This is a genomic window from Nocardia sp. NPDC050793 (assembly GCF_040654065.1).
Classification (GTDB): Bacteria; Actinomycetota; Actinomycetes; order Mycobacteriales; family Mycobacteriaceae; genus Nocardia.
In genome coordinates this window covers 180137-205783 of record NZ_JBFAHG010000011.1, presented here as the reverse complement: position 1 = coordinate 205783, position 25647 = coordinate 180137, and the positions used below count along the sequence as shown (strand labels likewise).

Sequence of the window (25647 nt, the reverse complement as noted above, 5' to 3'; positions counted from 1 at the left end):
CTGGTGGAATCAGTCCCGTGAACGATGTGACGACACGGTCCGCCTTCCGCGCCGCAGATGTGCTGTCAGCTGTTGCCAAAGAGCTCGAGCAAGGCCCACCGGATCGGTTGTTGCGCAAGGCCGCCGAGGGGCTCGCGGTGATCTGCGCCGAGCAGCTACGCGCCCGATGCGGCACCGTCTACGGCCGCCGGATGGCTCTGTTGGTCGGCACCGGCCACAACGGTGCAGATGCCCTGCTCGCCGGAGCTCGCCTGCGGCGTCGCGGCGTACGAGTCGACGCCCTACTAATCGGGGACCACGCCTATGAACCGGGCCTTCGTCAGCTCAGCGCCGCTGGAGGCCGAGTGATCGCCGCGTCGGAGACCGACACCGCGATCGGCGCTCTTGAGGCCGCGGATTTGATTGTGGACGGCATCATCGGCGAGAGCGGCACCGGCGGGCTGACCGGCTACGCCGCGAAGCTGGTCGCGGCCATCCCATCCAGGGCACAGGTGGTCGCGGTCGACCTGCCCAGCGGTGTGGAACCTGACAGCGGCGAAATCCACGGAACTCATGTCCGCGCGGACATCACGGTCACCTTCGCGGCGTGGAAGGCGTGCACGTTCCTGCCGCCCGCTAGCAATGCGTGCGGCGAACTGCGATTCGTCGACGTTGGCCTGCCGCCAATCTCAACGGAGCCGATCGTGCGTCGTCTCACCGATCGCGGCGTGGCCAATCGCTGGCCGATTCCGGCCACGACCTCCCACAAGTACCTGCGCGGTGTCCTGGGCGTGGTTGCGGGCAGCGATATCTATCCTGGTGCCGCCGTCCTGGCCGTGATGGGCGCGAAGCAGGCTGGGGCGGGCATCGTCCGCTACGTCGGCCCGGACCGCGTCACCGGCCACGTGCTCACCGAAGTACCGGAAGCTGTGCCCGGTGTCGGCCAGGTACAGGCATGGTTGCTCGGGTCCGGTGTCGAGGACGACGCAGAGCAAGACCACGCTATCGGTGTCGCGCTGACCAGCGGCCTGCCGTGCGTGGTCGATGCTGGTGCCCTGGAAACGTTCGTACGACACCACGACGCCAGCGAACACGCGTCGGGCGCTGACCGCGTCCTGCTCACACCGCACGCTGGGGAGATGGCGCGCATACTCGGCTGGCTTGGCCACGATGTTTCGCGGGCGGAAGTCGAAGCTCGTCCAGCACATTTCGGGTTGATGGTCGCACGCGCTGTCGATGCGACGGTCCTAGTGAAAGGCGCGACGACGATTGTCGTTCGACCCGATGGTCTGATCGCAAGCCAAGCCGAGGCCCCATCATGGCTGGCGACTGCAGGGGCTGGTGACGTGCTGGCCGGAATAGCGGGCGCGCTGATGTCGGGCGGGATAGATGCGTTCGACGCGGGCGAGATGGCCGCGTTCATTCACGGACGCGCGGCACGCCTGGCACACCATGCGCGCGGTGGTGGACCGATCACTGCCAGCTCGGTTGCCGAGGCAACTCCAACTGCGATCGGCGCTGTCCTGGCTGCTCGGCAGAAGGACTAGGTGTCGGTCTGTCATCCCCGGCGTGGGCGAGGCGAGCGAACGATGCTGCTGGGCCGCCCTCGCGAGCCGGGGAGCCCCATGAACCACGAACAGCTACCAGGGCGCGGTGGCGGGGACGCGTGGACGCGGCCAGCGATGTCGTCCACCGACATGTCCGGCGGATGCGGCGCGCCGCGACCACGCCACCTGCGTAGGCTTCCCGCTCACGCCCACCTGCCACCGCCCACCGGTCAGGAACATTTAAGGAGTGTGTAACCGACATGTCACCCCGGCGAGCAGCGCCACCTCCTCGCGGCGCAGGCCCGGCACGCGTCGGTATCCGCCCGCTGTCGGCAGGCCGGTTCGGGACGGCGCGATCTGTTCGCGGCGGGCTCGCAGATACGCGCCGAGATCGGTACCGGTCATATCCGCATCGTAGGGCGCGACCCCGCCGAGTTCCGGGGTGCGTTGCTCCCAGGAACGTTTCGGTCTCCAGAGGGCGGCCGCCTGCTTCGAGAGTGGAACCCCGCGTCGACCGATCGGCGGCGCCGGTGTTCCCGCCGACGCGGCGGCTTGCGCGAGTCAGGCGGCGAGCAGTGCCCGTGCTCGCTCGCTGAAGTCGTCGACGAGTGGATGCGAACCGAATCTCATCATCTGTCGCTGTACATCGCGGACCGCTTCAACGGAGCGCGATGACTTGACCTTGCGGGACAGGTCCAGCGTCCGCACCGCAGCGGCGTGGGCGGATTCCAGATCGCGGTTTTGGAGGTGAGTAACCGCGAGTGCAGCGTGGGATAGCGCGCCTCGCCGAGCCCGGTTCTGACGACGGGCGTACGCGATGGAACGACGTGCGTGCGGTTCGGTGTCTGCTGGCTGTCCGAGGTCGCGGAATGCGTTGGCCCATTCGCCGCAGATGTACGCCTCATCGATGAACCGTGCCCATTCCGGTTCACGGTCAGGCTCGATGCGGGCAAAGGCGAGCTCAGCAGCATTGACCGCATGAGCGGTGCCCGCCTTGTCGCCGACAGCCGCCAGCGAACGCGCTTCAAGGGTCCACAGGTCAGCCAGGCAGGCGGGTGCATTCACTTTCGAAAGACCTTGTCGGCCTGCTTGTGCAAGACGTCGACCCTCGTCGGGATGTCCGAGAAGGGTTGCCTGGTCGGCCATTCCAGCGAGCACGTGAGCGCCCAGCGCCGGATCTCTCGACTCCTCGGCCAAACGAAGCGCCTGAATCAGGTAGCGCTGAGCTGTCCCGTGCTCGCCGTTGTCGAATGCCATCCAACCGAGAAGATACGTCTGCTCGGCGGCAGCGCCGCACAGTGCCAGACGAACGTCTTCGGCGTGGGACCGCCGTAGCAGCGGATACACATGCTCGTTCATGTACGCCGCCAGCACCAGGCGGCCCGATCCGCCGCCTTGGAAGATATCCACCTCCTGGAACGTGGTGAACATGTTCTTCACGGCGGTCACATCTTCGAGCCGGACCCGCTGCCCATCTTCGGGCAATTGGTCGAGGGTATTGAGCAACCAATCCCGTGATGGCCCGATGGCCGCGACGGCAGCGAACGACGCGGTGGTCAGGAACTTCCTACGATCCACGTCTGCCCTTCCAAGGTCGGCAACTGCTTCGATTGTCTCAGGCCACGAAGCGCTGTAGCTGAGAGAGCGGTCCAGCATCGGCGCATCGCCTAAACCGAGGTCATAGGTTGTCACGCGCCGTCCGAACTGGGCGGAAAACAGATCGGCCAGTATCGCTGGGACTGGATGCCGGGGACGTTCTCCCTCATCGACCCAACGCCGGACACTCGATGCATCCGGTCTGATATGAGGTTCCCCCCATTCGGTCGCGAGGGAGCGCACGCGGCGTGCCAGTTCGCCACGGCTCCACCCTGAACGGGTCAGCCACTCGGAAAGGTGCATGTTCGGACTGTTCATCACACCCGCCATTTGGTCACCGGCAGTGGTCGATCCACCACCTTTCAACACCCGCAACGACCTTACTCCCAGGGGTTTCGGGGTGTGTGCTGAATATGCGTCCGGCTGGGGGGCTTCGCCCAATCCCTCATCGGCTCCCATCCCTGGTCTTGCGGATACGTCCAGGGGGCCGGGCGCATCCAAGCCACTCTGATGCGAGCAGGGGACTAGGGATGGATGAAGTTGGTTTCGGGGACACGCCAGCGTCCCGCTGTACCTACTACCGGCGGGTGTGCAATCTGCCTGCGGTGGTTGACCCTCACACGGGCCGTATCGGTTTCACCGCGGGCATGGTGTGGGCAGTCGCGATGCCTTCGGAGTTGGGGCAGATGGTGAAGGTCCACCTCGAGCGCAACAAACAGGGTGGTGGGCCGATCGTGACCCATCCGCGCTCGCACACGTGGACGCTCTTGGTTCGCTCGGATATTCCGGCCACGATGATCGCCGCCGAAGCGGCGTCGTTCCGTGCTCGCCGAATCACCGTCTTGGGCAACGGCGATCACGTGGCGCTGCCGTCCCCGGCCGATCAGGGTTCGGAGCATCGGGTGTGGATCACCGCCGCGCACTCGGTGTTTCGGCCCTCTGGGCGTGCAGTGCTGTATGCGGTGCACGCCTGCCTGGCCCCGACCCGACAGCCCGCGCTATGAGCGCCACCGCGCCGACCCCGGACGGGTCGCCATTGCCCACCGAACCCGATGTACACCTGAGTGTGTTCCTGCACGGGCAGCGGATGGATTTCGTTGCGTGCCTGACCGCCGCGTTGATCTTCGTTCAGGAGCACCAGGCCCGCCACTACGTCGACGCGGTGACCGTCGACCTGGACAAGCGCGCGTTCCCGCGCCTCCCCAACGAGCGCCTGTACCTCGAGAGGTAGCACCTGTGACCGACCGCGCCAGCCAACAGACCCACAACGAACGCGAAATGCACAGTGGCACAACCTCTTTGCGATGGAGTCGCGACGACTTCAGCCGCGCTCAAGCCGCTGCACTGGCTGCGCTGGCCCTAGCAGGTCGGGCGTGTTCGGCGCGTGAGCTGGCGGGCGGGCACCATATCGGCCCGATCACCCTGACTCTGCAATGGCTGGTCACCAAGGGGCACGTCCGCACCGAGGTCCGCCGACCAACAGGCGCCGGACGTGCGGAGCCGGTCTATGAGCTGACCGAGGAGGGCCACGCTGCCCACGAGCGCCTCACCACCCACACACCCGCATCCTGGCCGCTGCAAGGCCCCGAACCGAGGAAGTGACAGCGCTTGCCCATCAATGCAATCGCCCTGCTCAACCGCAGTGTCAGCGACCCCTGGTTACGAGACGAGCGAGTGATCATCGACCTGAGCCACGCGCGTGGGTACCGGCTGGCGCACACGGTGACCATCGACGCCGACACCTACATGCCAACCACGTTGATCATGTGGACCGCACACCGGCACACCGCAACCGTCGTCGTCGCCCCAAGCGTGGAGCACTTCCCCAGCACCAGCATCCAAAACGCGGTCGCCTTGGCCTGTGCCCTGGTGACACCCGCGCGCACCATTCCCCCGTTGGAAGCCCACACACCATGAAACTCGCCCAGAAGGATGGGGGCTTGTGTTGCGCGCCGCCGCAGCGCTGCCGCCCCTACCCTCTATACGGCGCTTCGAGGAGCCTGGTGTTTGGCGGCACTGGCATGAGCGGCAACCGAATACACAGCGAAGGAGGAACGGCATGGGCGAGGATCAGTTGGACCTCGGGTTCGAAGTCGAGCAGACCGCCTGGGGGAAGTGGGTCGAACCCGACCGGCGGAAGGCCCAAGCGCGGAAGTTCATGGACTACGCAGGAATACGACAGATTCCGTCCGAGCCGTGGCCAGAAGGCTCGCCGGAGGTGAAGCGGCTCGACCCGATCGTTGCGGAGCTGTTCCCGGACATGGAGACGGCGATGGCTCCCGAGAACGCGGACATAGTCGACGCCTTCATTTGCTTCGTCGGCGAGTTGTTCATCAAGTTCGCGGGCGCGGAGTGGATCGAATTCACATGGCTCGGTCGCGAACACACTTTCTATGACCACGTGAATCCAGCGTTGAGATACGACACCTTGGACGAAGACGAGGATACCGCGTGGGCACTGATCAAAGACATGATCAACTATCACCCCGAAGTCTATGACGGCATGTTCTCCTGCATGGCTGCGACGTTGCGTGAATACACCGAATATCACGAAGAGAAGCGTCGCGAGGAAGCTGCACCCGGCGCGTAGCTGGTACGCCTCTCGCACATAATCACACCGTTCCACGCTTTGGGGGGTGGGCGAAGCCATGCCAGATGGCTACGACAGAGACCGCGAAAGGGTCGAAAACAACATACGTGGGCGGGTTTTCGAGAACGGGTGTGATCGGTTCTTCCGTGACCGCGAGAATGGTTATGTCAAGCAATCGCGCGGGTACGAGTCCGGCGGCCAAAAAATTGCGTTCGATAAAGAAAAAGGCGAACGAGAGCGCACTTCTACCATCGAAGAAAAATCTGGCCGGATGGAAGGACGCAAAGACAGGAAGCAACTGGAGGTCGTACGAGACCTTCTCGCCAGGGAGGAAATCGAACACCACACACTTCGCTCCGTCGAAGGCGAATTCATAGCGAAAGACGTGCAAAAGCTCATCGACGGGCTGAAGCGCGACTTCTCGGATCGGTTCACGCATCAGGTCATCTCGCGAAGTGATGCCCAGAGGATTTGGGCGCTGGGGCTGCAACGGGAACGCGGTCAGCAGCTCGAGTTGCCCGGTGTCGGCGAGAAGGCCCGAGAGCAGCGAGCGAGGCAGAATGCCCAAGCCAAAGAGCGCGAGTCACGCGGCCCCGCCAAACAGGTGCACGCCCGCGACACGCAGCCACCCACTCGCACCCCACAGCAGGTGCTCGCCGACAAGAAGCAAGCTCTTGCCAAGGAGGTAGCCGAGCAGACACGACGCTTGGCCGAAGCCCAGGAGTGCGGCAATCCGATACCGGCCAAGGATCTACGCAAGACCCACAACGACCTGTTCCAGCAGCTGCACATCATTCGCGAGACGGAGAACGCGCAAGCCCGCCAAGCGCTGGAATCCGCGGGCTTGACCCGCGACCAGATACAACAGATGGATCCGATCTTGCGCGCGAATCGCGAAGCGACACGCGCCGACACCGTGCGGGGTATCGAAACCATCGGAGCCACCGCCCGCGAGGCCGAACGCGTCGCCGAGCAACGCGCCAAAGAAGCCGCCAACCGCGAACAGACCCGCGAACGAAACCACGCCCTCGGACTGACACCAGAAGTCACCCACGTCCTCAACCTCAGCGGCCCCCAGCCGATCCCGGACCCCGATCGCACCACCGTCACACCCGCCGACCTCGCACGCCGCGAACGCAGCGCACGCGAAGCCCGCGAACGCGACGAACGCGCACGCCAAGAACGAATACACGGCCGCAACCCCGGCACCACCTGACCGTTAGAAGGCCGAGTGACTGCGCGGAGGCTGGTCGTGCCGGATTCGGCCACCGCCTCACTGGTTCCCGGTTCCCAGGGTTGGGCCGTTCCGTCGCGTCGCGTGAAGCAAGGCAATCAATGGTCTGATTCGCGAAATGTCCTGTGCCGCAGGCTTGAAGGCTCTGTTGGGAGAGAGTGAGAGAAGTTGGGAACCCCCGGGAATCAGTAGAAAAAGAAGGAAGAGATAACCGGTAACCCAACAGATCAGAACTTGCCGAATTTCTCTCTACAGAGTCATGGGCGCGGCAAAGCCGCGCCGCCCAGGTGCTCCGTCCTCGCCGCGCTGCGGGCGGGCACCCGGGCGCAGAACCACAGGGGACCAGGGACTCCAAACCACCACACAGCCCACCACCGACCCAGCCCACCGCTGACTATCCGACTAACACCGATCACCTGCCCCGTAGTCGAAAAGCGGCATCAAGCCTAATGTCCGTGCGGAACGTAGTGGCTCCATGAGGTTGTCCGGTTGCCTGCGCGGATGTCGCCGACTCCGAGGTACTACAGCAGGCGCTCGGAACAATCCGCCAACATTGCTCCAAACCCAGCCTCGCCCGCGTCCACACCGCGATCCACACGAGAGGATGATCCAACCCATGCACTTGATCGAGGTCGAGCGTAAACGCGAACTCCCCAACCCCAGGCCCCTCCGCCAGCGGCTCACCGAACTCGGCTATCGCGAAGCCGGTCACCTCACCGAGGTCGACACCTACTACAGCCGCCCCGATGTCGACTATATGAAAACCGTTGAATGCCTTCGCATTCGGCACCGAGGTGAGTTTGCTGAGATCACCTACAAGCCCCCGTCCAATGCAACCACCCACAGCGCCGCCGACGTTATCGCCAAACGCGAAACCAACGTGACTCTCAGCGGTCCCGACCAAGCAGCCGCCGCCAACCAGTTGCTCGCTGCGATCGGCATGGTCTCACTCGTCCGCGTCGAGAAGGCTCGCACCATCTACGAGCACCCCGAACGCCACGACATCATCGTCAGCATCGATACCGTCACCCACGCAGGAACTTTCGTAGAAACGGAGGTCACCGCCGCAGACACGGACGCCGCAACCATCCACCTCGGAGAGGTCGAAACCGAACTCGGCATAGCTGACTACCCGGTCGTCGGCCTGCCCTATCGCGATCTGGTCATGGCCGCGGCCCATTGATCACAACCTGAAGAGATTTTTCCGCAGACGCACCCCTCGCCGCGAACGCGGAACGGCAGGTCCCAGGTGTTGGTCCATCAGCTCCTCGGACACCGGGGGTTCTTGCTTGGCATGCCATCGCAGGTGGATCCGGGACGGCGCGACCTGTTCGCGGCGGGCGCGCAGGGAACGCGCCGAGCTCGGTATCGGCCATGGTCGCCATCGTAGGGTGACGACCCGTCGAGAACCTGGGTGCGCTGCTCCCAGGAGCACTTCGGTCTCCCGCTGGCGGTCAGTGGATTCGACAGTGGACACCACGTTGGCCGATCGGCCGACGCGGCATCTTGCCGAATACCCAAGGGAGAGAACATGACAGGCTCCGTCGCCCTCGTCACCGGAGCGAGCAGCGGCATCGGCCGTGCCATCGCACGCCGCCTCGCCGCCGACGGTATCCGGGTCGTCGCGGCCGCGCGGCGCATCGATCGGCTGCACGAGCTCGCCGAGGAGAGCGGGGGAGCGATCGAACCGTATGCCCTCGACGTCACCGATCGGGATGCCGTCGGCTGCGCCGTCGACGACCTCGTCACACGGCACGGCAGGCTCGATGTTCTGGTCGCCAACGCGGGGGTGATGCCGCTGTCGCGGCTGGACGCCGGGCTGGTCGACGAATGGGACCGGATGATCGACGTCAACATCCGCGGCTTGCTGCACGGCATCGCGGCGGCGCTCCCGCATTTCCATGCGAGAGGCAGTGGCCACTTCGTGACGATCGCGTCGATCGGTGCACACGCCGTCAGCCCGACGGCGGCCGTGTACTGCGGAACCAAGTACGCGGCGTGGGCGATCACCGAAGGTCTGCGACTGGAGTCGCCGCCTGGCATCCGGGTCACCACGATCTCACCGGGCGTGGTGCACAGCGAACTGGCCGAGACCATCAGCGACCCGCACGCCAGGGCCGTGATGGCCGAGTACCGGCGGAACGCGATCGCGCCCGAATCGATCGCCGACGCCGTCGCCTACGCGGTGGGGCAAGCCCCGGACGTGGACGTCAACGAGATCGTCGTCCGCCCGGTACGGCAGCGCTGAGTGCGGCGCACGCCGCGTGGTCTTGTCCAGCCGGAAAGTCCGTGAGCCCGCGTACTGGTGGCGATGTGCGGCCGAATCCGGCCTGGGCAACCCTGGCCGCTGACGCCGGGGGTGGGGATCCACACCCCTTGGGTGTCTATTTGCCAGGCATTTGCTCTTCGACGATTGGGGTACGCACTCCCCAACCGCTCGAGCGAGGAAGAACGGGATCTATGTCAATCGTTCTCGACCAGGCACTGCTCACTCGCGCGCCTGCGCAAGCACGCGAGCACACAACTCCGTCGGCGCCGCCGACGACCGTACCCGTCATCGAAGCAGTGGCGACCGGTGCGCCCAGCCTGGTCCTCGACCAATCCGTGGCAGCGGACTGGATGGCTGATCAATTCACCGATCCGGAGCAGCAAACCCGGATCAGACGCATCTTCCGCAAGACCATGATCAACACCCGGCGCTTCGCGGTCGACCCGCTCGATCCTCGACTGCACGCGCCCAGCGACAGGCCAGCGACGATCCAGGATCGCATGCGCCTGTTCTACCGCCACGCCGTTCCGCTGGCGGTCGATGTGGCGCGGCGCGCGCTCGCCGGTGTCGACCCCGCCGACCTCGGGCTTCTTGTATTCGCCACGAGCACCGGCGTCATCGCGCCCGGCGTCGATGTCGCGGTCGTCGAAGCTCTCGGACTGCCCCGGTCGGTCGCTCGCTTGGTCGTCAACTTCATGGGCTGTGCGGCGGCGATGAACGGAATTCGCACCGCCTCGGACTTCGTCCGGGCCAACCCGGACAAGAAGGCGATGGTCGTGTGCATCGAGCTCAACTCAGTGCATGCCGCCCCCGTCGAAGACGTCAACGACGCGGTGACACACAGCCTGTTCGGAGACGGCTGCGGCGCGGTCGTCATCGGGGCCCACCGAGGGGTGGAACAGGCCGAAGCCGGGACGATCATCATCCGGGACAAATTCACACACCTGTTCGAGGCCACCGAAGACGGCATCGCGGTCGGCGTCAACCACGACGGCATCACCTGCGAGCTGTCCGAGAACGTACCGAAGTACATCTACCGCGGCGTCGCTCCCGTCGTCGGAGATGTGCTGCGCCGCAATGAATTGCGCCAGTCGGACATCGATGTGTGGGCAATCCACCCGGGCGGGCCGAAGATCTTGCTCGAATCCGCGCGCTCGCTCGGCCTTCCGCCGGAAGCCGCCTCGACGAGCTGGCAGGTTCTCGGTGAATACGGGAACATGTCGAGCGTCTCACTGATCTTCGTGCTCGAACGGATCGCTTGTCAGGCACAGGCGGGCAAACCGGTCTCGACGGGCGTCGCGTTCTCCTTCGCGCCAGGAGTCACGATCGAGGGATTCCTCTTCGACGTCGTGCACCGGTGATCGTGCTGTCTCTCGGATACTCTGTCCAGTCGAGATCTATACTGACACAACCTATTCCGCGTAAAGCATCCAGCCCTCCATTGCGTTCGGAGTGACGGTGCGGGGCCAGCGGTATGTTCGGTTCCCGGCGCCGCGGGTAGGTGTGCACTCGAGTGCCGGTGCCGGTGGAGTCGGTCGGCGGTTCAGCGCAGGTTCGGCCGACGACGGTCGGTAACGCGCCTGGGGCCGAACACGATTCGACCGGTAGAGCATCGGCGCGCGGAGGGGACGAGCATGATGATCCGATCCGCAAACCGGTGGAGCTTCACCCGGGTGTGGCTCCGCCTTTGCGATCGGCCGCCTGCTCTGTCACCGATGCGCCATTCACTGTTGGCCGTCGTCATCGGGCGAGGCTAGTTCACGACCAGCCGACAAGAGCTGTTCGAAATGGCCGATGGTGCAGCACACGAAAGTGCAGCGGTGACGCGAAATCCACTGAGCTCCTGCGTGGTTCCGTTGGTGAAGGCGAGAGCTCTGTCCGCACAGTGGTGCCGGTGTCTCCGGAATGGAGAGCATGAACGAATGTCTGCCCATAGCTACCTGGTGATCGAGCGTGCATCCCGCCGCTGGCGGTATTGTCCGATCCCGGGCCTCACGTGTCGAGAAGGCTTCCTCTCGGACATCGCGGCGTTGTTCAGAGAAGACGAGCAGCAGTGTGATCAGGACAGGTTTCGCTATGTGACCACTGTTCGGGCCCTGCGGGACCGGCTGCAACTCCATGGGTTCACTTCTGAAGGCGTGTCGAGTGATCTCCGGCAGGCTGTCGATGAGGAGAATCTCGCCGTCGGCCCAACGATGTTCGGCGAACCTGCCTACGACGCCGGCGAGATTCTCGCCCGCCTGCGCAACTATCTGAACTGGCGCGACAGCGCTCCGGATTCCGACGACAGACCTGGCGTCGAGGACGTGCCCTGCGAGTACGACCCACCGGAGCTGGTACACCGGTTGCCCAGCCGAACGCTACTCCGATTGGTGGTCGACCTCGTCGACGACCCGACAACTTCGGTCCACTATCATCTCGATGACCTGCCGAGATGGCGTCTGCTGCAACGAGGGACACCGGTCGCGGATGAAGCCAGGGAAGCGAGGCGGCGCTCGATCGCAACCGATGCGCCGCTGGTCATCCTGACCGAAGGTTCCACCGACTCCCAATTGCTCTCGGCGGCGATCGAAGTCACCCATCCGCATCTGGCACAGTTCCTTCGGTTCATGGACTTCAGCAGCGGCGCGGCCGGAAGTGCCGACAACCTCGCGAAGCTGGTGCGCTCGTTCATCGGCGCCGGTGTCGCCAATCGGGTGCTGGCTTTGGCCGACAACGACACCGCAGGGCGGGATGCGCTGGCAAAACTCACGAAAGAAGGCGTGCCAGACAACTATCGGCTCAGGCACTACCCACCGATTCCGCTCCTTGCGTCGTACCCCACCCTGGGCCCGCAGCTCCCAGCGCCGGTGCTGATGGATGTCAACGGAAGCGCAGGATCCCTGGAGATGTATCTGGGCAAGGAGCTGCTCACCGTGGACGGCCGCCTGATTCCCGTGCAGTGGACCGGATATGTCGAAGGACAGCGCGCGTACCAGGGCGCGATCGCCGCACGAGACAAGAAGCGGATTCAGGACGATTTCCGAGCAAAGGTCAAGCAGGCGCTGGCCGATCCGAGTCGCATGGCGAACCAAGACTGGAGCGGAATCGAGGCGATCGTCGACACGATCATGACAGCTTTCGCCTGATCGATTCGGCGCTGACTTCGACCGGGCAGTCGCCCGCCGACCAGTTGTCGCGACTCGCGGACCTGAACGTGGCGGACGATGGCGTCGTCCATCGAATTCGGATGACATCGGGCAATCGAGTCCGGCGAGTGCCTCGTAGCGTCCGCTGGATCGCGTGCGGCGGGGGTCTACCTCCCAGGCGTGACATGGGGAAGGCTGGGTATGGGTACGGCATACCGATCGGAGTCGCTCGGGAGCCGGGAACCGTGCCGAACGGTTGTTCGAATCAGATGTGTCTACACATGTTGGAGGGCCATTCGCTCTGTGCCCGACCCTGTGGTCCGCTCGTCGGCGGGCCGCGGTGGGTTCGGTGAGAGGGGTGAACATGCGCTGGTTCACGGTGGCGGCGATGCTGGTCGCGGCCATGCTGTGTCCGGTGTCGGGTTCGGTGGTCGCGGACCAGGACGTCGCGCGGCCGCACTGGCAACCCGGTCTCGACCGCGTCGTGGTCGTGTCGGGGGTGCCGGGCGCTCAGCTGGTGGTCAGCGGCGATTTCGGCGAGATCCAGCTCAACAGCGGGCTGGGTGATCTCGGCACCGGGACCCCCTTCCCCGACGACGCGCAGGTGCGGATAGCGAGCAACACCAAGGCGTTCGTGGCCGCGGTCGCCCTGCAATTGGTCGCCGAGCAGCGTGTCGACCTGGACTCGCCGATCGATCGCTACCTGCCCGGCGTCGTCACCGGTCCGGGTGGCGACGGGCGGCTGATCACGGTCCGCAATCTGCTGCAGCACACCAGCGGTATCCCCGATTACCTGAATCAAGTGGATCTCGACAGCGTCGCGGGCATGCAGAGCTACCGCCCGGCATCCGAGCTGATCCGTGCCGCGCTCGACCGGCCCGCCGAGTTCCCGCCCGGGGCGCACTGGGGCTACTCCAATACCAACTACCTGATCGTCGGCTCGATGATCGAGCGGGTGACGGGTCTCCCGGTGGGTGTGGAGGTCACGCGGCGGATCATCCTGCCGCTCGGACTCCAGGACACCTACTGGCCGCTGTATCCGCTCGAGCAGGTGGTGCGCGGCCCGCATCCCCGTAACTATCTCGTCAACGGCACCGAACGCGTCGACGTCACCGACATCGATCCGAACTGGGGGCTCGCCGACGGTGCGATGGTCGCCACCGGACAGGACTTGAATCGCTACTTCATGGCGTTGGTCTCGGGCCGGGTGGTCCCGCCCGCGCAGTTCGAGCAGATGCGCACCACGATTCCGAGCGGCGTGCCGTTGTTCGACAAGGAGATCGGTCTCGGTCTGTTCCGGAGAGTGAACAGATGCGGCATGGAGACCTGGGGTCACGGCGGCTCGATCACCGGCACCAACGTGGTCGGCGCGGCCACCGACCGCTTCGCGGTCACCATCGCCATGAATCAGCTGCCCACCCTCGCCGCCTCTCTCGCCCCGCGTGGGGGCATTCAGGACATGCTCGACACGGTCATGTGCGATCTCGCAGGCTGAGCCGGTCAGCTCGGCGATTTCAGCCGGCGCATCGGCGAGCGCCGTGATTCCCGTCGTGTAGCTCCGGACAGACGAACGCCCGAAACCGCTGTTGTGCACCGATGCACGGGCGGGAATGATGCGACAGGTGGATGAGGCAACGTATCGGGAGACGAGGAACGCCCTGCACGGGGCGGCGGAGCTGCTGATCGCCGGGCCGCAGTACCGGCGCGACGGCACGATTCGGCTGCGGGTGGTGCCCGGCGGGTTCGGTGGGGCACGGTTTCCGGTGTCGGTGGTCGGCGCCGACTTGGTCGGGTTGTCCGGCCGGGTGCCGCTGTCCGGCAGCTACCGGCAGCTGGCCGACGCGGTGGGTGTCGAGCCGGGCGCACCCGAAGGCGTGTACGCAGAGACGAGCGGATGCGATCTCGATGACGAGGTGCGCCTCGACGCGCAGGCCGCGGCGGTGATCGCCGACTGGTTCGCCCTGGGAGATGCCGCGCTGCGCCTCCTCGCGCCCGACATCGCGCCGGTGCTGTGGCCGGAACACTTCGACCTGGCCTGCACGCTCGACGAGGTCAACTTCGGTGTGTCCCCGGGTGATTCGGCGCATCCGGGCCCGTACGCGTATGTCGGCCCGTGGGTCCCGCGCAGCGGCGGGTTCTGGAACGCGCCGTTCGGCGCGCTGCGCCCGAGCGAGCAAGTGTCCACCGTCGCTCGATTGCTGGCGTTCTTCGAGGAAGGGAGGGACCGCGCGGCGGCAGGCGACTAGTGCCGCACCTGGTCGAGAGCCTGATCAACGGGCGGACGTGACAGGGTCGGCGCGCGCTGTTCGGCGAGGATGCGCAGGTGCTGCGCGGTGGCTGCGTCGGCCGGGAGATACGTCTCGATCGCGATCTCGTCCAGGGTGATGTCGAAGGCCGCGCCGAAGGTCATGATCGTGCTGTACAGGCACAGTCGCACACCGTCGTGGACCAGGTGGATGGGCAGCGCGACGGCGGCCGGATCGACTGCGTCCGGTGGCTCTTCGGCGGCGTAGCCGGACAATTCCTCGTGCAGCGCGGCGAGTTCCGGGTCGCCGGTGTGGAAAGCCTGCCGGGCCAGCCGGGGGAGCAGAAAACCGCGCACCTGGGCCAGATTGCGCACCCGGGGCGCGAATCCGCGCGGATGCAGCCCGAGTCGCATCATGTTGATCGGCGGGGCGAGCAGCTCGGGCGCGACACCGTCGAGGAAGATCCGTGCGGCGGCGTTGCCGTACAACAGATTCCAGCGGCGGTCCACCGCCAGCGCGGGATACGGCTCGTGTGCGGTGAGCACCCGCCGCACCGCGTTCATCGCCTCGGCCAGCTCGGGGTCGTCGATCGGTCGCTGCCGGTAGCGGGGCGCGTGACCGGCAGCGACCAGCAGCCGATTCCGTTCTCGCAGAGGGATGTCCAGGTGTCCCGCGAACCGATCGAGCATGTCCGGGCTGGGCAGCGTCCGCCCTGTCTCCACGAAACTGATGTGCCGGGTGGAGATCCCCGATTGCACCGACAGCGCAAGCTGGCTCAGCCCTCGGCGCACCCGCCACTCGCGCAGCAACGCGCCGACCGGACGATCGTGATCCATGAGGCCAGTATCGACGGCGTTCCCGCCGCGACGCCATGACATGCCTGGTAATCGACGGCGCCGCCCGCGTACCGCCATGGTTGTCCCATGACGAACAAGAATCTCGCCGCCAGGAACAAAGACCTCGTGCTGCACGGCCTCGCCGAATTCACCGGCGGCAACGTCGAAGTGCTGCGCGACCTGCTGCACGAGGACTTCCTGGAACACAGTCCGGGCAACCCGTCGGGCCGCGACGCCTTCCTCGAGTTCCTCGCCACGGCGCCGGTGACCGGCGCCCGGCTCGACATCAAGCGGGTCGTCACCGACGACGACTACGCGGTGGTGCACTACCACATGATCGAGCCGGGCGCGGAGCGCGGCAGCGCGGTGGTCGACATCTGGCGGCTCGAGGACGGGAAGATCGTCGAGCACTGGGATGTGGTGCAGCCAGTGCCCGACGACGCGCAGATCCCGCACGGAATGTTCTGATCTCTGCGGAGGCTTCAGCCCAGGCTGAACGGCGCGCCCCACACGGTGAGGTGGGAGGCCACAGACTCGGTCTCGATTTCGACGCGGATGAAGGCCCGCGCCTGCGCGTAGCCCGCGCAGCCGGACAGCGCGATGGTGGAGTCGGCCCAGGTCACCGACGCGGTGTTGCCGCGAAAACGGTTGACGGGCTTGTGATCTTCGTCGCCGAAGTCGTCGGGGACCTCGACGTCAAGGAGATAGAAGGACCGGGTCTGGCCGGGGCCGAGCGAGAGCGCGCCGCCGGTCTCCGCGCCGGCGCCAGGCCGGACGGTCTGCCCGTCGCTCCAGTTGAGGGTGCCTTCCACCCCGCCCTCCACGCCGCCGCCGGAGATGTCCACCTGACAGCCGACGGTGTAGCCGGGGATGAGCTTGCCGCCCGGCCGGTCGCCCGCGCCGGCCACCTCGACCCGCGCGCTGCCCGACACCCAGGCGTTGCGATGCAGCGGAGTACCGCCGAGCGAGGGGTTGATGGTCACCGATTCGCCGGTGAGCCGGACGGTGACCACCGTGCCGTCCATCAGCGTCTGCACCTGCTCGGCGCCGGGTAGTGGTACCACCACGTCGGCGCCCGCGGTGCCGCACGCGAGCGCGGCAACGCCGGTCGCCGCGACCGTGACGGCCCTTCCGATGTTCTTGTGACAGTTCATGTCTCCCCTTGGAAAGTCGCCGGCCGGTCAGGCCTGGGCGGGTACGTCGTCGTGTTCGGGTGCGGCCGGATCCTGGACGAAATCCTGGCGGCGGATCAGCACGAGCGCCGCCGCGCCGACGATCACGCTGGCCAGGCCGCCGATGGTCGCCACGGCGTGCAGGCCGGATACGAACGCCGCGTGCGCCGCGGTGGTCAGTTCGGCGGCGTGCGCGGGTGAGGTCTCGGCCGTGAGCCGATCGACCGATCCCGCGGCGATCGCGTCCACGGCCGCGGCGGGCACCGGCTGCCCGGAGAGGCTGTCGGCGATCCTGGCGTGCGCGACCGCGCCGAGCACCGCGACACCGAGCGCCGAACCCACCTGCTGGAAGGTCTCGTTCACGCCGGAGCCCATGCCGGAGTCCTCCGGCGCGACGATGGCGACCGAGGCGTTGGCGCGCGGCGGATTGAACAGCCCCATGCCGACGCCCGCGACGAGGAACGGCAGCAGAGCCGCGGTCCAGTCGTCCTCCGGGCCGATGGTGTTCAGCAGCAGGAAGCCGAAGCCCGTGAGGATCAGCGCCGCGCCGATCAGCCGGTTGGTCGCGACCCGCACGCTCAGTATGCCGCCGAGCACGCCCGCCACCAGCAGCATGCCGGTGAGCGGCAGGAAGCGCAGCCCGGTCTCGATCGCGGAGTGGCCGAGCACGCCCTGCATCCACAGCACCCCGAACAGGATGACCGGGATGACCGCGAAATTCAGCACGAAGGTCGCGGCAGAGAGCGCGTCGAAGGTTCGGTTGGCGAACAGTCCCAGATCCAGCATGGGATGCCTGCCCCGGTGCTGCACCAGCACGAACGCCGCGACGAGCACGACACATCCGGTGAAGCACAGGATGGTGGAGCCCGCCGTCCAGCCGGCCACCGGGCCGCGAATGATCCCGTACACCAACAGGAAGAGCGCCGACGAGAACAGCACGAGCCCGGCCCTGTCCACCGGCCGCCCGCTGCGCCGGGCGCTTTCCGGAACCTTCGCCAGCACCACGAGCAGCGCAAGCAAGCCGGTCGGCACGTTCAGGTAGAACACCCAGCGCCAATCGATTTCGGTGAGCGCGCCGCCGACGAGCGGACCCGCGGCGACCGAGATTCCGGTCGTCATCCCGAACAGGCCGAACGCGGTGCCGCGCTCCTTGCCGTGGAAGACCGCCGCCAGCATGGCGGGGCCGACGGCGTAGAGGATGGCCGCGCCGACACCTTGCACGCCGCGAGAGATGTTCAGCGCCAACGGACTACTTGCGACACCGCAGGCCACCGACGCCGCGGTGAACACCACCAGCCCGCCCGCGAACAGGCTGCGCCTGCCCATCCGGTCCGCCAGCGAGCCGCTGGTGAGCAGGAACGCGGCCATGCCGAGCGCGTAGGCGTCCACCACCCATTGCAGCGCGCCGAAGCTCGCCGACAGGTCGGTCTGGATGGCGGGCAGCGAGACGTTCACCACCGTGATGTCGAGGGTGAGCATGAAGGTGGACACGCACACCGTGGCGAGCACCCACCACCGGCTCGGATCCGTGACCGGTTGGTGCGCCGTAGGATTCGGCGCTGTCGCGGGACGTGTCGTGGTCATGCGGTGTTGCTCCAGCCGTGCAATACGAAGACGGGATGTTTGTGCGCCTCGGCGGCGAAGGCGCTCGGCGCCGAGCGCGGCGAGGCGTCGAAGTAGGGGATGGTCACCGGTGCCTTCCTGACGTACTGGTGCAGCACGGCGCCCGCGCGATCGCCGTGTACCGCCTCCGCCCGCACCCGCTGTTCGTCGCGGCCGCGGCGCAGGCGGACGAGATCGCTGGCGCGCACGTTGTGCACCCAGCCCACCTTCCCGTAAGGGGAGACGAGCCACCGCTCTCCGTCGAATTCGATGATGCGCACCGGGTTTCGCCGCGTCAGACCGCTGCGCCGCCCGGTGGTCTCCAGGACGTACATGCCGTCCGGGCCCGCGCCGCGCGCCGCCAATGCCATCACGGCGCGGTTGAGGGTCTTGCGGACCGGACCGGCGTGGTACTGCGCTGCCATGCTCTATGTCCTTCCGGTACGGCGGGCCCGGCAAGAGGAGGATGCCGGGCCCGCCGCGATACCGACGATCACCGCAACAGCGCTGTCGAGGTCGCCGCCTTAGTGCCGAGCGCGTTTGCCGGTTCGTCGCTCGGCCGGCCTGCACCGCCGGTCTCCGGAGCCGCGTCGGCTCCAGGCTCGGGAATTCCGTACTTGTCCCACCACCTCGCCAGCGGCGCGGGAGCCCACCACGCCTTGTTGCCGAGCAACCGCATCGTGGCGGGCACCAGCAGACCGCGCACGATGGTGGCGTCCAGGAAGATGGCCAGCACGAGGCCGACGCCGATCATCTTGACGATCGTGATGCCGGAGAACACGAAGGCGCCGAGCACGACCGCGAGCAACAGCGCGGCGCTGGTGATCAGCCGCGCGGTGTGGCGGACGCCGAAGGCCACCGACTCCACCGGATCGCCGCTGCGCAGATAATGCTCGCGGATGCGCGCCAGCAGGAACACCTCGTAGTCCATGGCCAGGCCGAAGGCGATCGCCATGATCATCATCGGCATATTCGCGTCCATGAAGCCGGCGGGCACGAAATTCAGTGGGCCGGAGAGGAAACCGTACTGGAAGATGAGCGCAACGATGCCGAAGGTGGCGAACAGCGACAGCAGGTTCATCAGCACCGACTTCAGCGGGAGCAGCACCGAGCCGAAGGCGAGGAACAGCACCGCGAACGACACCACCGTCACGATCAGCAGCATCCACGGCAGCCGCTCGGTGAGCATGTCCAGCAGGTCGGCCACCGCGGCGGGGCGGTTGGTGAACGACGCGGTGGCGTCGGCGGGCGGTTCGACGGCGCGCAGCTCGCGCACCACGTCGCGAATCGGCTCGTCCATCGAGTCCAGCGAGTAGCCGAGCGTCACGCGGGCCAGGTCGCCCGCGGTTCCGGTGACGGCGGCGCTGTCCACGCCCTGCACCGCGCGCAGGCGGTCGAGGTAGGCCGAAAGCGCTTGCTGGGCTTGCGGACTCGCGGCGTCACCGGGCATGTCGACCACCGCGGTGATCACCTTGGTCGGGTCGAGCGGGAAGTCCCGATCGAGCTCCGCCGAGACGACCCGGCTGTCGGTGCCAGCGGGCAGCGCCCAGTCGGCGGGCCGCGACCAGCTCGCGCCGAGCAGCGGCAGACCGAGCAGCACCAGCACGAGACCGATGCTCGACGCGGCGAGCACGGGGCGGCGCATCACCGCGTGCGCGACCTTGTACCAGCGCGAGCCCGGCTCGCCGCCCTTGCCGAACGACGGCAGCGGGATGCGCAGCGAATTGATGCGCGTCCCGGCGAAACGCAGCAGGGCAGGCATCACGATGAGCGCGCCGAGCACCGCGAACAGCACCACGCTGACGCCCGAGTAGCCGAGCGAGGTCAGGAACCGCGACGGGAAGATCACCAGGCCGCCGAGGGTGACCGCGACGGTGATGCCGGAGACGGCGACGGTGCGACCCGCGGTGGCCATGGTGACGCCGATGGCGTCGTCGACCGAGCGGCCGACGGCCAGCTCGTCACGGAACCGGTTGACTATGAGCAGCGCGTAGTCGATGGCAAGGCCGAGGCCGAGCAGGACGACCAGGTTGATCGAGAAGGTGGAAAGGTCGGTGAAGTTGCCGACCACTCGCAGCACCGCGAGCGATCCGACCGAGACGACGATGCCGACCGCGAGCGGCAGCGCCGCGGCGATGGCGCTGCGGAAGATGATGATCAGCAGGATCAGCAGCAGCGGGAAGGAGATCAGCTCGGCGCGGGCGAGGTCTTCCTCGGTGATTTCGTTGAACTGGTCGTTCACCGCGACCAGGCCGCCGAAACGGACCTCGAGGCCGGGCTGCTCGAACAGGTGCTCGATCTCGCGCCACACTATGACCCGGTCTTCCTCGATCTGGCCGGGCAGCTGCATGGAGATGTAGGTCTTGTGCCGGTCGGCCGAGACGAAGTCGGGGGAGTTCGTGCTCCAGAACGTCTCCAGCCAGGTGTAAGAGTCGCGCGGCACCTTGGCGACCGCGTTCTCGACCCGCTCGCGGTAGCGCGGATCGTCGACGGTCATGTCCGCGCTCTCGTACATGACCACCACGTCGGCGACGTGCCTGCCGAGGGTGGTCTCCAGGATCTCGTCCGCGTGCGACGACTCGCTGGTCGGATCGTCGAGTCCGGCGCCGCCGCCGAGAAGATTGCCCGCGCCCGAGCCCCACAGGCCGCCGAGCAGGATGAACAGAACGGTGCCTACCACCACCCATCGGCGATGCGCGGCGGACCACCTCCCGAGTTTTTCGAACACGATTCCTCCACCTATATAGAGTCGAACTATCCACTACGGATAGTGCTGCTATCTATCTGGAATGCTACGGCGGGTTGGCAAGAGCGGCAACAGCAATCAGACGAAGGCCAGCGCCCGCACCGGCGCGCCGAAGCCGCCGCGCAATTTCGCGGCCCCGACCACGAGCGTCGCGCCGCGTTCCGGCACGGTGTCCAGCGCGGCCAGGTTCTCGATGCCGTACCGTCCGGAGCGCAGCAGCATCCGGTGCACCATCGGCTCGAACCGGGTGCCGACGTCCAGGCTGCTGCTGTCGGTGCCGAAGCCGACGATGGAGCGTTCGGTGAGCAGGAATTCGGCGGCGTCGGGGCCGATGCCGGGAATCAGCAGGGCCAGCCGCAGCGGGTCGAAGGGCAGATAGGCCGCGGGATCGTGGACCCGGTGGTACCAGCCGGTGTCCATCGCGACGAACGCGCCGTCGGGGATGCGGCCATTGCGGCGCTCCCAGTCGAGCAGGTCCTCCACATGCAGCTCGGTGGTGTTGTCCTGGGCGGCCCGCTCGGCGATGCGGACGACGCACAGCGGGGCGACCAGGTTCTCCACCGGGATCGCGTCGGCGCGCGCGAGACCCCGCTGCGAGTGCGCGGGCACGTCGATATGAGTTCCGGTGTGTTCGTTCATGGTCCACTCGGCGGTGTTGAAGCCGATGATCTCCTCGAACATCACCTGGCGTTGCACCGGCTGGCGCACGTACAGGTTGAACACCGGGAAATCCGGTCCCACCGCGTGGGTCAGGTCGCGCACGCTGAAACCGCTCAGGTTCAGCGGCTGTGCCTCGGCGCGCGGCGCGCCGATCGCCCCGGCGGCGGCCGACGCGCCCGCGATGCCGAGCGCGGCGCCCAACGCGGTGCGCAGCGCGCGGCGGCGGCCGATGCCCTCGGCGGCTACCGCGCCGCGGCCCGGCTCGTGTGTCGCCGAAGCGCTGTGCTCGTGCGGCACCCGCGCGCCGCGACCACGGTGTGCAGCCCCGCTGTGTTCGTGGTGCGCGGCGGCGCTGTGTCGATGATGCGCTGCCGCGCTGTGTTCGTGGTGCGCTGCCACGCTGTGTTCGTGGTGCGCTGCCACGCTGTGCCGGTCGTGCGCTGTTGCGCTGTGCCCGTCGGTGACACCGGCGTGTCCGTGGGCGTCGGCGCCGTGCTCGTGATGCGCGCCTGCGCTGTGCCCGTGCCCGCCGCACAGGTCGTCGTGCGGCGGCGCCTCGGCCAGGGCGGCGGCGAGGATCTGCGGGGAGCACATGTCAGGAGACCTTCCGTCCGAGCGGGGTGGGCACAACACCGTGCGGCGCGCGGAAGCCGGGCAGCTTGCCGAGCAGTTCGTCGAGGTCGAGCGTGGCGGAGGCGTCGGCGACATAGCCGTCCGGCCGGATTGCGATCAGCTTGCAGCCCGCGAGCTCCTGCTTCGGCGCGAAGCCGGGCGGGGCCGAGAACACCTCGCCGAGATCCGGCGCGGTCGTCGCCGACGGATCGCCCGGCACGATCACGTGCAGCCGGAAAGGCAAGCCCGACTCCTTGATTCGGGCCCGCAGCATCGACACCCGCCCGGCGTCGCCCGCCGACGGCGTCGCGTCGAGCACCGCGAGCAGCACGTCACCCGGCGCGGAGAGCAGCTGGCGCAGCCCGGTCGTCGCGCCGTCCGGGCCGACGAGCGCCACCTCCGGAATCGCGCGGCCGAGCGCCCGGCGGCCGCCGCGCTTGCCGACGGCGGGGCTGTGCCGGTAGTCGAGCTCGTACTGGGCCAGCGAGGGCACCAGCCGCTTCTCCAGCAGCCCGCTGCGGCTCAGGGTGCCGAGCACCAGATCGCGCACCGCGCGTCCCGGGCGGGAACGCACCGTCCACAGCTTGGTCTGGCGGTCGGCGGCCTGGATCACCTCGCGCGCGATCGGCATACGCTCCGACTCATAACCGGCCAGCAGCACCTCGGCGTCCGCGCCGCCGCTGATGATCGCAGCCAGTTTCCCGCCGAGGTTGGCCGCGTCCTGGATGCCGGTGTTGAGGCCTTGGCCGCCCGCCGGGCTGTGCACGTGCGCGGCGTCGCCCGCCAGCACGCAGCGGCCCGACCGGAAGGCGGCCGAGTGCCGCATGTGCACCAGAAACCGGGTGGCCCATTGGAGTTCGTGGATGCGGATGGGGTAGGGCGCGCGCTTGTCGACCAGCTGTTGCAGGTCGTCCACGGTGGGCGCGGCGTCCGGATCGCCGCCGATGCCGCTGGCGTCGGCGAAGACCCGCACCTGACCGTCCGGCAGCGGCACCACCACGAGCACGCCGTCGGGATGCAGGTGGTAATGCGCCTCGCCCGGCGGCACCGGCGCCGTGATGACGCCGTCGCCGAGCGTGTAGGACTGCGGATAGGTGCTGCCCTCGAAGGTGATTCCGCTGAGGGTGCGCACCGCGCTGTGCGCACCGTCGCAGCCCACCACCCACTGTGCGGTGAGTCGTTCGACGTCGTCGCCGTGGCGCAGCAGCACCTCGACGTGCTCGCCCCGATCGGTCAGCTCCAGCAGCTCGGTGCGCCACTCCACCGGGACCCCGAGCGCCAAGAGGTTCTCGACGAGCACGGATTCCACCGACGGCTGGGTGATGATCAGCGGCTCGGCGTCGTTGCCGGTCGCAGGCCCGAAACGCACTTGCGCGACGGGACGTCCGCCGGAGAAGTAGCGGGCGGCGGTCATCGGAAGGCCCCGGGCGCGCACCGCGTCGCCGGTGCCGTGACGGTCGAGCACGTCGAGGGCGCCGTCCCACATCGTCAGCGCGCGCGCCTGATTGGCGGGCCTGTCGACGGCGCGATCGATGATCCGGCAGGTCAGCCCGTGCCTGCGCAGTTCGGTGGCCAGCGCAAGACCGGTCGGCCCCGCGCCGACCACGAGAACGTGCAGTGTGTCGTTCATGCCTGGTGCTCCGTTCGGTTCAGGAAGGGGTCTTCGTGACCGGTCAGTTCCGCCAGCTCCAGCGCGCCGACGGTGAGGACCTTGTCGAACTGGCGCAGTTCCAGCTCGACGCGGGCCGTGCCGGGCCGCGTCGGATCCAGTGGCGTGGTGCGGCATTCGATGGGTGCGCCGAACTCGGCGAACTGCGCGAAACGCGACGAGCAGGACACGACCATCGCGTCCGGCGTGCCGAGCATGCCCTCCCTGACCGCGGTGTCGAGCGCCGCCTGCCGGAACGCCTCGATGATGAACGGGCCTGGCACGTGGTCGTAGTCGTGATCGAACAGCGCGGGATGACGACGATCGGGCAGCAGCGGGTAGTCCCAGTCCGAGCCGACCGCGACCGGCGCGCCGATCACCACGTTGCGCGAATCCCGGCGCCCGACGGCCGCGGCGGGCAACGGCGCGGCCGTGTAGTCGGGGCCGCCCGCGGCGACCCGCCCGAGCTGATAGGCGCGCAGCGCCTCGTAGTCGGCGCGGGCCAAGAACACCACGTCCGCGCTCAATTCCATGGCGACGCGGCCGTCGACGGTGAGCTCGCCTGCCAGCGTCAGGTCGCTGAAATCGGCGCTGCGGTCGACGCGCGAGACGATCTCGTAGCGGAGAACGCCTTGCAGCGGGGCCTTTTCGTCGTCGCGGAAGGCCTCCCGATCGGTGACGTCGAACTCGTAGCGCTGCATGCTGAACGGCAGCCCCACCGGCACGCCGACGTGCTCGTGCAGGATCACGAACGAGCCCTGCCGCGCGGCCTCGGCCATCGCGAACGGATCGTGGTAGACCGTGGTCCGGTCGTACCAGAGGCTGTGCGCCCGCGGGATCTGCAACGCGGTGTAGAAGACGGAATCGCCGTCGGCGACCGAGTCGGCGACGAACACCTCGCCGAGTGCGCGGCGGTGCGCGTGCGACCGCGCCACGGTGCGATCGAAGGTCAGCTCGGAAGGCGGTGCGGGGAACCGGATTTCGGTTTCGGTCATCGTTTCACTCCTTGCCCATCGGTGCGGCGAGACCGCGGCGGATCGTCCGGAGCACGCCGGCTTCGGACTCGTCGAGGTAGAAGTGGCCCCCGGCGAACTGGCGCCACCGCGCCGTCGCGGTGGTGCAGTCCTGCCAGGCGGCCAGCTCTTCGGTCGGGGTCATCGGGTCGTCCACGCCGCCGAGGGCGGTGATGGGGACCGACAAAGTGCGCGACCCGCGATAGCGGTAGTCGGCGCCGAGCATCAGGTCGGCGCGCAGCGTCGGCGCGAAATGCTCGGCCAGTTCAGGGGTATTCAGGATCGCCTCTGGCACGCCGCGGTACACCCGGTCGACCAGCCGCAGCAGGTCGGTGTCGTCGTCGGGCAGCTCGAGGGCGAACTGCCGCCGCGGGTGCGCGCGGGCGGAGACGAACAGGTGCTCGGGCGGCAGATCGGCCTCGGTGAGCCGCAGCGCCACATCGAAGGCGAGCAGCGCGCCGAGGCTGTGGCCGAACAGCGCGACCGGCCGCGGCACATGCGCCACGACCGCCTCGGTGATGTCGGCGACCAGCGGTTCCCACTGCCTGGCGTGTGGCTCGCGCCACCGCGGCCCGCGTCCCGGCAGAGTGACCCACCACAGCTCGATGGCCGGGGCGAGCTGGTCGATCCAGCGCTGATACATCCGCGGATTGCCGCCCGAGTGGGCGAAGCACAGCAACCGGATCGCCGGATTCATCTGCGGGCGTGGGCAGGTCAGCACGCCGCGATGCCCGGTGGGCAGCGGCGCGGCAGCCGAGGTGCTCACGAC

Annotated in this window: 25 protein-coding genes; 14 read left to right on the top strand and 11 right to left on the bottom strand. The window is 67.5% G+C overall.

Annotated features, from left to right (window positions below; all coding sequences use genetic code 11):
• The first annotated feature begins 17 nt into the window (after positions 1–17).
• Positions 18–1526: an NAD(P)H-hydrate epimerase gene (locus AB0H50_RS30370; RefSeq protein ID WP_357459315.1), complete on the top strand. Its 1509-nt coding sequence runs from the start codon at positions 18–20 to the stop codon at positions 1524–1526.
• A 240-nt stretch (positions 1527–1766) separates the two neighbouring features.
• Here the strand turns inward: AB0H50_RS30370 and AB0H50_RS30365 are convergent, their stop codons facing one another.
• Both AB0H50_RS30365 and AB0H50_RS30360 read right to left on the bottom strand, forming a co-directional pair.
• Complete coding sequence (locus AB0H50_RS30365; protein WP_357459314.1) at positions 1767–1931, bottom strand: hypothetical protein; 165 nt, start codon at positions 1929–1931, stop codon at positions 1767–1769.
• A 156-nt stretch (positions 1932–2087) separates the two neighbouring features.
• On the bottom strand, positions 2088–3218 hold the full coding sequence (locus AB0H50_RS30360; RefSeq protein WP_357459311.1) for a hypothetical protein: 1131 nt from the start codon (positions 3216–3218) through the stop codon (positions 2088–2090).
• A gap of 509 nt (positions 3219–3727) precedes the next feature.
• Here AB0H50_RS30360 and AB0H50_RS30355 point away from each other — a divergent pair.
• The 12 genes from AB0H50_RS30355 (at position 3728) to AB0H50_RS30300 (ending at position 14589) form a co-directional block, all read left to right on the top strand.
• Positions 3728–4126: a DNA-directed RNA polymerase subunit beta gene (locus AB0H50_RS30355; protein WP_357459309.1), complete on the top strand. Its 399-nt coding sequence runs from the start codon at positions 3728–3730 to the stop codon at positions 4124–4126.
• A complete protein-coding gene (locus tag AB0H50_RS30350; protein ID WP_357459306.1) occupies positions 4123–4353 on the top strand; it encodes a hypothetical protein in 231 nt (76 codons plus the stop codon). The genes AB0H50_RS30355 and AB0H50_RS30350 overlap by 4 nt, the downstream gene beginning before the upstream one ends.
• 5 nt (positions 4354–4358) lie before the next feature.
• On the top strand, positions 4359–4724 hold the full coding sequence (locus AB0H50_RS30345) for a hypothetical protein (RefSeq protein ID WP_357459304.1): 366 nt from the start codon (positions 4359–4361) through the stop codon (positions 4722–4724).
• 6 nt (positions 4725–4730) lie between these two features.
• Complete coding sequence (locus AB0H50_RS30340; protein ID WP_357459302.1) at positions 4731–5039, top strand: hypothetical protein; 309 nt, start codon at positions 4731–4733, stop codon at positions 5037–5039.
• A 142-nt stretch (positions 5040–5181) separates the two neighbouring features.
• Positions 5182–5712 carry a hypothetical protein gene (locus AB0H50_RS30335; protein WP_357459299.1) on the top strand — a complete coding sequence of 177 codons (531 nt, stop codon included), beginning with the start codon at positions 5182–5184 and terminating at the stop codon, positions 5710–5712.
• 46 nt (positions 5713–5758) lie between these two features.
• Positions 5759–6928, top strand: a complete 1170-nt coding sequence (locus AB0H50_RS30330) for a hypothetical protein (protein ID WP_357459296.1) — start codon at positions 5759–5761, stop codon at positions 6926–6928.
• 634 nt (positions 6929–7562) lie between these two features.
• On the top strand, positions 7563–8129 hold the full coding sequence (cyaB, locus tag AB0H50_RS30325; protein ID WP_357459294.1) for a class IV adenylate cyclase: 567 nt from the start codon (positions 7563–7565) through the stop codon (positions 8127–8129).
• Positions 8130–8477: 348 nt separating this feature from the next.
• Positions 8478–9194 carry an SDR family oxidoreductase gene (locus AB0H50_RS30320; protein WP_357459291.1) on the top strand — a complete coding sequence of 239 codons (717 nt, stop codon included), beginning with the start codon at positions 8478–8480 and terminating at the stop codon, positions 9192–9194.
• Positions 9195–9406: 212 nt separating this feature from the next.
• Positions 9407–10576, top strand: a complete 1170-nt coding sequence (locus AB0H50_RS30315; protein WP_357459289.1) for a 3-oxoacyl-[acyl-carrier-protein] synthase III C-terminal domain-containing protein — start codon at positions 9407–9409, stop codon at positions 10574–10576.
• A 561-nt stretch (positions 10577–11137) separates the two neighbouring features.
• Positions 11138–12343 (top strand): hypothetical protein, encoded by a 1206-nt coding sequence (locus tag AB0H50_RS30310; protein WP_357459286.1) that lies wholly within the window; start codon positions 11138–11140, stop codon positions 12341–12343.
• 349 nt (positions 12344–12692) lie between these two features.
• The gene (locus AB0H50_RS30305; RefSeq protein ID WP_357459283.1) at positions 12693–13838 is read left to right on the top strand and encodes a serine hydrolase domain-containing protein; all 1146 of its coding nucleotides are present in this window, start codon (positions 12693–12695) and stop codon (positions 13836–13838) included.
• A gap of 127 nt (positions 13839–13965) precedes the next feature.
• Positions 13966–14589, top strand: a complete 624-nt coding sequence (locus AB0H50_RS30300) for a hypothetical protein (protein WP_357459281.1) — start codon at positions 13966–13968, stop codon at positions 14587–14589.
• On the opposite strand, the gene AB0H50_RS30295 is transcribed toward AB0H50_RS30300, so the two are convergent.
• Entirely contained in the window at positions 14586–15425 is an 840-nt protein-coding gene (locus AB0H50_RS30295; RefSeq protein WP_357459279.1) for a helix-turn-helix transcriptional regulator, read from the bottom strand. The two genes, AB0H50_RS30300 and AB0H50_RS30295, sit on opposite strands and share 4 nt — an antisense overlap.
• 87 nt (positions 15426–15512) lie before the next feature.
• Here AB0H50_RS30295 and AB0H50_RS30290 point away from each other — a divergent pair, with 87 nt between their 5' ends.
• Entirely contained in the window at positions 15513–15893 is a 381-nt protein-coding gene (locus tag AB0H50_RS30290) for a nuclear transport factor 2 family protein (protein ID WP_357459276.1), read from the top strand.
• Positions 15894–15907: 14 nt separating this feature from the next.
• Here the strand turns inward: AB0H50_RS30290 and AB0H50_RS30285 are convergent, their stop codons facing one another.
• The 8 genes from AB0H50_RS30285 to AB0H50_RS30250 form a co-directional block, all read right to left on the bottom strand.
• Positions 15908–16579, bottom strand: a complete 672-nt coding sequence (locus AB0H50_RS30285; RefSeq protein WP_357459273.1) for an MspA family porin — start codon at positions 16577–16579, stop codon at positions 15908–15910.
• 27 nt (positions 16580–16606) lie between these two features.
• Entirely contained in the window at positions 16607–18181 is a 1575-nt protein-coding gene (locus AB0H50_RS30280; protein ID WP_357459270.1) for an MFS transporter, read from the bottom strand.
• Positions 18178–18624 (bottom strand): nitroreductase family deazaflavin-dependent oxidoreductase, encoded by a 447-nt coding sequence (locus AB0H50_RS30275; protein ID WP_357459267.1) that lies wholly within the window; start codon positions 18622–18624, stop codon positions 18178–18180. Before AB0H50_RS30275 ends, AB0H50_RS30280 begins: the two co-directional genes overlap by 4 nt.
• A 68-nt stretch (positions 18625–18692) precedes the next feature.
• Positions 18693–20927: an MMPL family transporter gene (locus tag AB0H50_RS30270; protein ID WP_357459265.1), complete on the bottom strand. Its 2235-nt coding sequence runs from the start codon at positions 20925–20927 to the stop codon at positions 18693–18695.
• A 96-nt stretch (positions 20928–21023) separates the two neighbouring features.
• Positions 21024–22199, bottom strand: a complete 1176-nt coding sequence (locus AB0H50_RS30265; protein WP_357459262.1) for a cyclase family protein — start codon at positions 22197–22199, stop codon at positions 21024–21026.
• A 1-nt stretch (position 22200) separates the two neighbouring features.
• Entirely contained in the window at positions 22201–23847 is a 1647-nt protein-coding gene (locus tag AB0H50_RS30260; RefSeq protein ID WP_357459260.1) for an FAD-dependent monooxygenase, read from the bottom strand.
• Entirely contained in the window at positions 23844–24860 is a 1017-nt protein-coding gene (locus AB0H50_RS30255) for an AfsA-related hotdog domain-containing protein (RefSeq protein WP_357459259.1), read from the bottom strand. Before AB0H50_RS30255 ends, AB0H50_RS30260 begins: the two co-directional genes overlap by 4 nt.
• A 4-nt stretch (positions 24861–24864) precedes the next feature.
• A complete protein-coding gene (locus tag AB0H50_RS30250) occupies positions 24865–25644 on the bottom strand; it encodes an alpha/beta fold hydrolase (RefSeq protein WP_357459256.1) in 780 nt (259 codons plus the stop codon).
• Positions 25645–25647 lie beyond the last annotated feature (3 nt).